Annotated in this window: 7 protein-coding genes and 2 pseudogenes; 3 read left to right on the top strand and 6 right to left on the bottom strand. The window is 70.8% G+C overall.

The window, feature by feature from the left end:
* The 3 genes and pseudogenes from ACIBK0_RS26935 to ACIBK0_RS26925 all read right to left on the bottom strand — a co-directional run.
* A pseudogene (locus ACIBK0_RS26935) lies at positions 1–101 on the bottom strand (phosphoadenosine phosphosulfate reductase family protein); the annotation flags it as partial.
* A gap of 1 nt (position 102) precedes the next feature.
* Positions 103–408: pseudogene (locus ACIBK0_RS26930) on the bottom strand (adenylyl-sulfate kinase); the annotation flags it as partial.
* Positions 409–626: 218 nt separating this feature from the next.
* The gene (locus ACIBK0_RS26925) at positions 627–1,466 is read right to left on the bottom strand and encodes a LysR family transcriptional regulator (RefSeq protein WP_399085086.1); all 840 of its coding nucleotides are present in this window, start codon (positions 1,464–1,466) and stop codon (positions 627–629) included.
* 93 nt (positions 1,467–1,559) lie between these two features.
* Between ACIBK0_RS26925 and ACIBK0_RS26920 the strand changes: the two genes are divergently transcribed.
* Complete coding sequence (locus ACIBK0_RS26920; RefSeq protein WP_095857391.1) at positions 1,560–2,297, top strand: SDR family oxidoreductase; 738 nt, start codon at positions 1,560–1,562, stop codon at positions 2,295–2,297.
* A gap of 102 nt (positions 2,298–2,399) precedes the next feature.
* Here the strand turns inward: ACIBK0_RS26920 and ACIBK0_RS26915 are convergent, their stop codons facing one another.
* The 3 genes from ACIBK0_RS26915 to ACIBK0_RS26905 all read right to left on the bottom strand — a co-directional run bounded on the left by ACIBK0_RS26915 (position 2,400) and on the right by ACIBK0_RS26905 (position 6,191).
* Positions 2,400–3,458, bottom strand: a complete 1,059-nt coding sequence (locus ACIBK0_RS26915; RefSeq protein ID WP_399085104.1) for an IS630 family transposase — start codon at positions 3,456–3,458, stop codon at positions 2,400–2,402.
* Between the two features lie 198 nt (positions 3,459–3,656).
* Positions 3,657–4,499, bottom strand: a complete 843-nt coding sequence (locus ACIBK0_RS26910; protein ID WP_399085083.1) for a PaaX family transcriptional regulator C-terminal domain-containing protein — start codon at positions 4,497–4,499, stop codon at positions 3,657–3,659.
* A gap of 15 nt (positions 4,500–4,514) precedes the next feature.
* Positions 4,515–6,191 (bottom strand): AMP-binding protein, encoded by a 1,677-nt coding sequence (locus ACIBK0_RS26905; protein WP_399085080.1) that lies wholly within the window; start codon positions 6,189–6,191, stop codon positions 4,515–4,517.
* A gap of 138 nt (positions 6,192–6,329) precedes the next feature.
* Here ACIBK0_RS26905 and ACIBK0_RS26900 point away from each other — a divergent pair, with 138 nt between their 5' ends.
* Together ACIBK0_RS26900 and ACIBK0_RS26895 are read left to right on the top strand one after the other, a co-directional pair.
* On the top strand, positions 6,330–7,820 hold the full coding sequence (locus ACIBK0_RS26900) for an acyl-CoA dehydrogenase family protein (RefSeq protein WP_399085077.1): 1,491 nt from the start codon (positions 6,330–6,332) through the stop codon (positions 7,818–7,820).
* 22 nt (positions 7,821–7,842) lie between these two features.
* On the top strand, positions 7,843–8,241 hold the full coding sequence (locus ACIBK0_RS26895) for a RidA family protein (protein ID WP_399085074.1): 399 nt from the start codon (positions 7,843–7,845) through the stop codon (positions 8,239–8,241).
* Positions 8,242–8,340 lie beyond the last annotated feature (99 nt).

The raw sequence follows: 8,340 nt of genomic DNA, 5'->3' as shown, positions 1-8,340 counted from the left end.
TGCAGCAGTGAGAAGGGGACCGCCGCGGGGGCGAACGCCTTCAGCGCGAGGTGCAGCATGACGATGGAGTCCTTGCCGCCGGAGAAGAGGATCACTGGCCGCGCGCTTGCGGACGGCCTCGCGGCTGTCGGCGTACGGGGCGATGACGGGCACCACGGCGAGGACGCCGTTGCGCGCCAGGACCTCGGCGACCAGGCCGATGCGCTGCACGTTGGTGTTGCGGTCCGCACGGGAGAAGCCGAGGCCGGAGGAGAGGAAGCGGCGGATCTCGTCACCGTCGAGGACCTCCACGCGGTGCCCCTCGGCCTTCAGACGACTGCCCAGAAGGCGGGCGATGGTTGTCTTGCCCGCGCTCGGCAGGCCCGTGAGCCAGACGGTGGCTCCCTGAGCCCTTGCCGTGGTGGTCATACGTACTGTCCTCTTCCTGTCCTGGCGTGCGGCTCACGACGCTAGTGGCTTGTCACGCAGCCTTGGCCGGGTATTCGGTCCACTGCCGGGTGGGTGACTCGGGTGCGAAGCGGGTCGTCGGCTCGGCGCGGGCCTTGTGCCAGCGGACAGGGGAGGCGTTTGAGCTGCCAGTTGCTTGATCGGGGCTGCCGTTGGATGGCCGCCCTCTTAATCCGAGTTCAAAGACGTGTTGCAACGCGGATCAGGTCAGCAACTGTACGAAGGCGGCTGTGCGGCGGCCAGGCGATCGCCGTTGCCACGGGCGGAGCGTCCAGGACCGGTACGGCGGCGAGGTCCCGGCGCAGGTCGGCGCTGGCTGACTCGGGAAGGACCACGGTGGTACGGCCGAGCGCGATCAGCTGGAAGAGCTGTGTCAGGTTCCGTACCTCTGCGCCCGGTCCCTCTGGGTAGCTGCCGCTGGGACCGGGCCAGCGCGCCATCGGGAGCTCTGGCAGCGTGGTGACGTCGGCCATCCGGATCTGAGAGCGGCTGGCAAGCGGGTGTGAGGCCGGCAGGATCGCGACCTGTCCCTCGGTGTACAGGGTTTCGGTGTCGAGCCCGGCTGCTGAGTCGAAGGGCAGGTGCAGCAGAGCTACGTCGGCTTGCCCGTCCTGCAGCAGCAGCTGGTGCTGGTGTGCCTCGCAGAGCAGTAGCTCGACGGTGGCTGCGCCGGGTTCCGCGGCGTAGGCGTCGAGCAGTTTCGTCAGCAGTTCGCCAGCGGTGCCGGACTTCACGGCGAGGACAAGGCTGGGGTGCGCTGTCGCGGCCCGACGGGTACGCCGCTCAGCTGCGGTCACTGCGCTGAGGATCGCGCGTCCTTCGGCCAGAAGCACGCCTCCGGCCTCGGTGAGGGTCACCTTGCGGCTGGTGCGTTCCAGCAATGCGACTCCGAGCCGCCGTTCGAGCTGGGTGATCGCGCGGGACAGGGGCGGCTGGGCCATCCCGAGGCGCTGGGCAGCCTTGCCGAAGTGCAGCTCCTCGGCGACGGCGACGAAGTACCGCAGCTCGCGTATTTCCATGAGTCCAGGCTAATGACGGCAGACGGCAGATCGATACCGACCAGGTATCGCTGCACTACCGAGATGGTGTTGGTGCCCGGCCGCAGCACGAGCATGCTCGCTGTCATGAGCGAGAAGACGATCGCGCTGGTCACCGGCGCGAACAAGGGAATCGGGTATGAGATCGCGGCCGGGCTGGGCGCACGGGGCTGGAGTGTCGGTGTCGGCGCCCGGGACGAGCAACGCCGCCAGGACGCCGTGGCCAAGTTGCGCGCGGCCGGCGCCGACGCGTTCGGCGTACCCCTGGACGTGACCGACAGCGGGAGCGTGACCGCCGCAGTCCAACTGATCGAGGAGCGGGCAGGACGGCTCGACGTACTGGTCAACAACGCCGGCGTTGCCGGCGGCTGGCCGGAGGAACCCACGACCATCGACCTCGAGACCGTGCGGCGACTGGTGGAGACCAACGTCATCGGCGTCATCAGGGTCACCAACGCAATGCTGCCGCTGCTTCGCCGCTCGGAGCACCCGCGGATCGTCAACCAGTCCAGCCACGTCGGCTCCCTGACACTGCAGACCACGCCCGGCGTCGACCTCGGGGGGATCAGCGGGGGCTACGCGCCGACGAAGACCTACCTCAACGCCGTCACCATCCAGTACGCCAAGGAGCTGATCGGCACCAACATCCTGATCAACAACGCCTGCCCCGGTTACGTGGCCACCGACCTCAACGGATTCAGCGGGACCCAGACCCCCGAGCAGGGCGCAGCGATCGCCATCAGGCTGGCGACCCTGCCGGACGACGGCCCTACCGGCCAACTGTTCGACGACAACGGGGTCGTGCCCTGGTGACCTGACCCTCGGATACGTCCTCGTCGATCAGGCCGCCGCCGGTCGGACCCACGTGCACCCTGCGAAGATCGCTGTCGCTGGGCTGGACGACGTCCCATGGCTTTACGCAGCCTTGGCTGGGTATTCGGTCCAATGCCGGATGGGTGACTCGGGTGCGAAGCCCGTTTTCGGCTCGGCGCGGGCGTTGTGCCAGCGTATGTAGGCGGCGATGGCGGCGTTCTGCTCGTCGTGCGTGCGATGGTCCGTGCCGTTGAGTGCGAAGTAGCGCAGCGCGGCGAACTCGGACTCGATCCAGTTCAGCCAGGAGCCGTAGGTGGGTAGGAAGACCAGCTCGATGTCGTTGTCGGCGGCCCAAGTGCGGACCTCGGCGTGCTTGTGCGGGGAGAAGTTGTCCAGTACGACGTACAGCTTCTCCTTGGGCCAGCGGGCTCGCAGCGCCTTCAGCAGGCCGAGGAACTCGTGCCACCGCTTGCGCTCGCGGATGCGGTAGTAAATCTTGCCGGTGGCCAGATCGAGGGCGGCGAGCATGTGCATCACGCCCTCGTAGCGGTTGTAGGTGGCCCTCAGCCGGCGCGGAGCACGAAGTGGCCTCCACGCTTTGCCCTTGCGCGGCTGGAGACCGAGCGGGCCGAACTCGTCCACGCAGACCACCCGGCCGTCGACGGGCGGCGTGTCGTAGAGCTCCAGGACCCGGTGCATCTTGGCTATGAAAGCCGGGTCGGTGGATGCCTTCCGTGTGGTCGTCGTCTGCCAGGAGACCTTGCCCTCGCGCAAGATCCGGCGCAAGGTCTCCCGGCTGAGGGCGGCGACGACCTTGTGCTTGACCAGGTGCTCGGCGAGCTTGGCCAGGCTCCAGGTGGAGAACGCTTTGATGCCCCAGTCACCGGGGGACGTTCGGGCGATCAGGCAGATGCGCTCGCGCACCTGGTCACCGATCGTCTTCGGCCGCCCCCCGCTCCATTTTGGGTCCAGCGCGTCGAACCCCCGCTCGTTGAAGGCGTGGATGACATCGCGCACGTAGTCCTCGCCGACCTGCAGCAACGAGGTGATGTCCCCTACCGGCTGGCCCTGCGCGGACATCAGCACCACGATCGCCCGCCGCAGCCTCACCGGGTCCTTCGACGTCCGGCTGATCCGCTGAAGCCGCCGGCCCTCCTCCATGCTCACCGACCGGACGAACACTCCCGGACGACGCCCCACAACCACCTCCAAGATCAAGTCCCGGAGACAGCCTGACGGACTACCAGCGGCTGATCAATTTCCCGGTCGACCAATCGAGCCGAGCCACTAGGTAAGAAACACGAGAAGAGGGACGGAGGAGCCTGAGGGTTCCCTTAGCACCTCATGATGTAAGGGAGGTCACACTTCACCGGGGCGGCGGAAGTGGCCGGGCACGCCCGCGAAGACCGCCCCGGCGTCCCGCAACCGTTCGTGCAGCGCCCGGAAGACGGTGGCCGAGCGGGCGCCCGGCCAGTCCTGGGGCAGCAGGGCCGCGGGCAGCCCCGGGTCGGTGTACGGGAGGTGGCGCCAGGAGTCGAGAGCCAGCAGATAGTCGCGGTACGCCTCCTCCGGCGGGGTGTCCGCGCGCCGCTCCCAGGCGTGCAGCACGGGCGCGTGCTGGTCGAGGAACTCCTCGTGCTTCTTGGCGATCGCGGCCAGGTCCCACCAGCGGGCGACCGCGTCGGCCGTCGCCGCGAAGCCCAGGTGCTCCCCGCGGAACAGCTCCACGTAGGGGGCGAGCCGCAGCCGCTCCAGGGTGTGCCGGGTCTCCGCGTAGAGCCGGGCCGGGGCGAGCCACACCCCGGGGGCAGCCGTCCCGAAGCCGAGACCGGCGAGCCGCGAGCGCAGCACATGCCGCTTCTGGCGCTCGGACTCCGGCACGGAGAAGACGGCGAGCACCCAGCCCTCGTCCTCGGGAGGCACCGTCGCGTACACCCGCCGGTCGCCGTCGTCGAGCAGCTGCCGCGCGTCCGTCGACAGCGCGTACCCGGCAGCGCCCGCCGCCGTGCGTGCCGGTTCGAGCAGCCCGCGGCGCTTGAGCCGCGACACCGACGACCGTACGGAGGGCGCGTCGACGCCGACCGCGGCGAGGAGCCGGATCAGCTCGGCCACCGGCACGGGGCCGGGCATGAATCGGCCGTACGCGCCGTAGAACGTGACGATGAGGGACCGGGGGGCGTGCTGCTCTGACACGTTGATCACTCTAGTCCGCGAAGATCACTTGGGATCGCCGCCAGGGGACGAGTCACTCTCCGGGGCGGGCGGTGACGTGACGTCGGGGCCGGCGTCCTCGCGCAGCCGGAACCGCTGGAGTTTCCCCGTGGCGGTGCGCGGCAGCGCGTCCAGGAACACGATCTCGCGGGGGCATTTGTACGGCGCCAGCTCGGACTTGAGGAAGGCGCGCAGCGCCTCCGGGTCCTTGCGCGCACCCTCCCTGAGGACCGCGTACGCCACGACGACCTGCCCGCGTGCCTCGTCGGCCTGCCCCACGACCGCCGTCTCGACCACGTCCGGATGACGCAGCAGAGCGTCCTCCACCTCCGGGCCCGCGATGTTGTACCCCGCCGAGATGATCATGTCGTCGGCGCGGGCGACATAGCGGAAGTAGCCGTCGGGGTCGCGCACATAGGTGTCGCCGGTGATGTTCCAGCCACCGCGTACGTACTCCCGCTGTCGTGGGTCGGCGAGATAGCGGCAGCCGACCGGGCCGCGCACGGCGAGCAGCCCGGGCTCGCCGTCCGGTACGGGTTCGCCGAAATCGTCGACCACGCGCGCGTGCCACCCCGGTACGGGGATGCCGGTTGTGCCGGGGCGGATGTGCTCGTCGGCGGCGGAGATGAAGATGTGCAGCAGCTCGGTGGCGCCGATGCCGTTGATGATGCGCAGACCGGTGCGGGTGTGCCAGGCCCGCCAGGTCGCGGCGGGCAGGTTCTCGCCCGCGGACACACAGCGCCGCAGCGACCCGATGTCGTGCCCGTCCAGCTCCGCCAGCATCGCCCGGTACGCGGTCGGCGCGGTGAACAGTACGGAGACGCGGTGCTCGGCGATCGCGGGCAACAGCTGCTTGGGGCCCGCCTGTTCGAGCAGCAGGGAGCAGGCGCCGACGCGCATCGGAAAGACGACGAGACCACCCAGTCCGAACGTGAAACCCAGCGGGGGACTGCCCGCGAAGACATCGTCCTCATGTGGCTGCAACACATGCTTCGAGAAGGTGTCCGCTATCGCCAACACATCGCGGTGGAAGTGCATACAGCCTTTGGGCCGACCGGTCGTGCCCGAGGTGAAGGCGATCAGCGCGACGTCGTCGGCGGCGGTGTCGACAGCGGCGAACGGCTCGTCGGGCGCGCCCGTGATCCGCAGCAGCAGGTCGTCGGGTGCGTCACCGCCGTAGGTGGTGACCCGCAGCCCCCGGATCTCGGCTTTGACCAGGTCGTCCACCGCCCGTACGTCGCACAGCGCGTGCGTCACCCGGGCGATCTCGCACATGGTGGTCAGCTCGTGCGGCCGCTGCTGCGCCAACACGGTGACGGCGACGGCGCCGGCCTTCAGTACCGCCAGCCAGCACGCGGCCAGCCACGGTGTGGTGGGCCCGCGCAGCAGCACCCGGTTGCCCGGGACGACGCCCAGTTCGCCGGTCAGCACATGGGCGATGCGGTCGACCCGGGCACGCAGCTGTCCGTACGTCCACAGGTCGCCGGAGGCCGTGCGGAAGACGGGGCGGTCGGGGCCGGCGTGGTCGAGGAGCTCGGCGGCGCAGTTCAGCCGGTCGGGGTAGCGCAGCTCGGGCAGATCGAACCGGAGCTCGGGCCAGAGTTCGGGGGGCGGCAGGTGATCGCGCGGGAAGGTGTCGACGTGGGCCGAGGTCGTCGGCTCCGCGGTGTCCCTGGGGTCCATGGCGGTTCGCCCCCTTGTCGTGGTGGGCTCGCACCAGGAGCGTATCGTGTTGGTGACGACAGTCAACAGTTCGCGATAACGTGGAGGGTGACCCGGCAGGCCCCGATGTGTGGCCCGGCGGGGGAGAGGGGACCGGCAATGACCGCATTCTCGCTCGATCCGGCGCGAACCGCCTGGTGTGCCGAGCTGCGCACCCTGGCCGCGGAGCAGCTGCGCCCGCTGGCCGAGAAGGGCGAGCCTGGGCACGTCAACCGCCCCCTCGTCGCCGAACTCGGCCGCCTCGGTCTGCTCGCCCGGCTGTTCACCTCGGGCGCGCTCGACCTGTGCCTGATGCGCGAGTCCCTGGCCCAGACCTGCACCGAGGCCGAGACGGCGCTGGCCCTTCAGGGCCTGGGCGCGTATCCCGTGCACGCGTACGGCACGGCGGCCCAGCGCGACCGCTGGCTGCCCGGCGTCCGCGACGGCGCACTCGTCGCCGCCTTCGCCCTCAGCGAGCCGGGCGCGGGCTCGGACGCGGCGGCGCTGGCGCTGCGGGCGGAACCGGACCGCGGGGCGGGGGTCGGTTCGCGGGTCGGCGAGCGGCACGGCCCGGAGGCTGCCGGCTCGCCCGTCAGCGCGGTGCTGGGCCCGGCGGCCGGCAGTTGCCCGGTCACCGAAGCGGGCGGCTCGCCGGTCGGTGGATCGGCCGGCTCGTACGCCGCCGGGTCTGACGGCCCGGATGCGGAAGACCCGCCGATCACCGAGCCGCCCGGCTCGCCCACGGAGGTCGCCGGACTCGACGGCCTCGGCGAGGGGCGCGGCCCGGCGGTCGCAGGACCCGGCGGCCCGGGGGCGGGGGACGCCCCCGTCGCCGTGCCCGGCGCGGCGACCCTTGCCGAGCCCGACGGCTCGGGGCGATGGCGGCTCACCGGTGAGAAGTGCTGGATCTCCAACGCGCCCGAGGCCGACTTCTACACCGTCTTCGCGCGGACCACCCCCGGTGCCGGGGCCCGCGGCGTCACCGCCTTCCTCGTCCCCGCCGACCGGCCGGGCCTCAGCGGCACCCCGCTCGACATGCTCTCGCCGCACCCCATCGGCGCCCTCGCCTTCGACGCCGTACCGGTGACGGCGGACGATGTGCTCGGGGAGCCTGACCGTGGCTTCCGGGTCGCCATGCACACCCTCAACCTCTTCCGGCCGAGCGTGGGCGCGTTCGCCGTCGGCATGGCACAGGCGGCGCTGGACGCGACCCTCGCGCACACGGCTGGGCGGGACGCGTTCGGCGGCAAGTTGAAGGACCTTCAGACGGTGGCCCACCAGGTCGCCGAGATGGCGCTGCGCACGGAGGCGGCCCGCCTGATGGTGTACGCGGCCGCGGCGGCGTACGACGAAGGGGCCCCCGACGTACCCGAGCGCGCGGCGATGGCGAAGCTGCTGGCCACCGAGACGGCCCAGTACGTCGTCGACGCCGCGGTCCAACTGCACGGCGCCCGTGCCCTGAGCCGGGGTCATCTCCTCGAACACCTCTACCGCGAGGTCCGCGCACCCCGGATCTACGAGGGCGCGAGCGAGGTCCAACGGGCCGTCATCGCCAAGGAGTTGTACCGCAGGACGCCCACGCATCCGAACTCCGCCGTGGAGGCCCCGTGAGCATCGAGACCGTGGAGGCCCCATGAGCACCGAGCGCGTCAATCCGCCCGGCCTCTCCCCGCCCACCGGCTTCTCCCACGCCGTCGTCGCCACCGGCGGCCGCCTCGTCTTCCTGGCGGGTCAGACCGCGCTCGACACGGACGGGAAGGTGGTCGGCGAGACGCTGCCGGAGCAGTTCGAGGTGGCGTTGACGAATCTGCTGACCGCGCTGCGGGCCGCGGGGGGCACCCCGGCCGACCTCGCACGGGTCACGGTCTACGCCACCGATGTCGCCGACTATCGGGCCCAGGCCCCCGAACTCGGCCGTATCTGGCGGGAGTCGGCGGGTCGCGACTACCCCGCGATGGCCGTCATCGGCGTCGCCCGCCTCTGGGACGAACAGGCCCTGGTGGAACTCGACGGCTTCGCGGTGCTGAGCTAGTGCCGCGTCAGCCAAGGTTTGCCCGTTAAGGATCGGCGGCCGGTGCGGCGAGTGGGGGCACCTCCCACGCCCTTAAGGCAGTGGGGGAGCGTGCCGGGC

This window comes from Streptomyces sp. NPDC050564 (assembly GCF_044457265.1).
Taxonomy (GTDB): Bacteria; Actinomycetota; Actinomycetes; order Streptomycetales; family Streptomycetaceae; genus Streptomyces.
Note: the sequence above shows the minus strand (reverse complement) of the source record. Positions and strands in the feature narration are given on the sequence as shown.

Coding starts and splice junctions, on each gene's coding strand:
- ACIBK0_RS26900 (WP_399085077.1), top strand. CDS start 6,330: ATGACCGCATTCTCGCTCGATCCGGCGCGAACCGCCTGGTGTGCCGAG.
- ACIBK0_RS26925 (WP_399085086.1), bottom strand. CDS start 1,466: ATGGAAATACGCGAGCTGCGGTACTTCGTCGCCGTCGCCGAGGAGCTG.
- ACIBK0_RS26920 (WP_095857391.1), top strand. CDS start 1,560: ATGCTCGCTGTCATGAGCGAGAAGACGATCGCGCTGGTCACCGGCGCG.
- ACIBK0_RS26905 (WP_399085080.1), bottom strand. CDS start 6,191: ATGGACCCCAGGGACACCGCGGAGCCGACGACCTCGGCCCACGTCGAC.
- ACIBK0_RS26915 (WP_399085104.1), bottom strand. CDS start 3,458: ATGGAGGAGGGCCGGCGGCTTCAGCGGATCAGCCGGACGTCGAAGGAC.
- ACIBK0_RS26895 (WP_399085074.1), top strand. CDS start 7,843: ATGAGCACCGAGCGCGTCAATCCGCCCGGCCTCTCCCCGCCCACCGGC.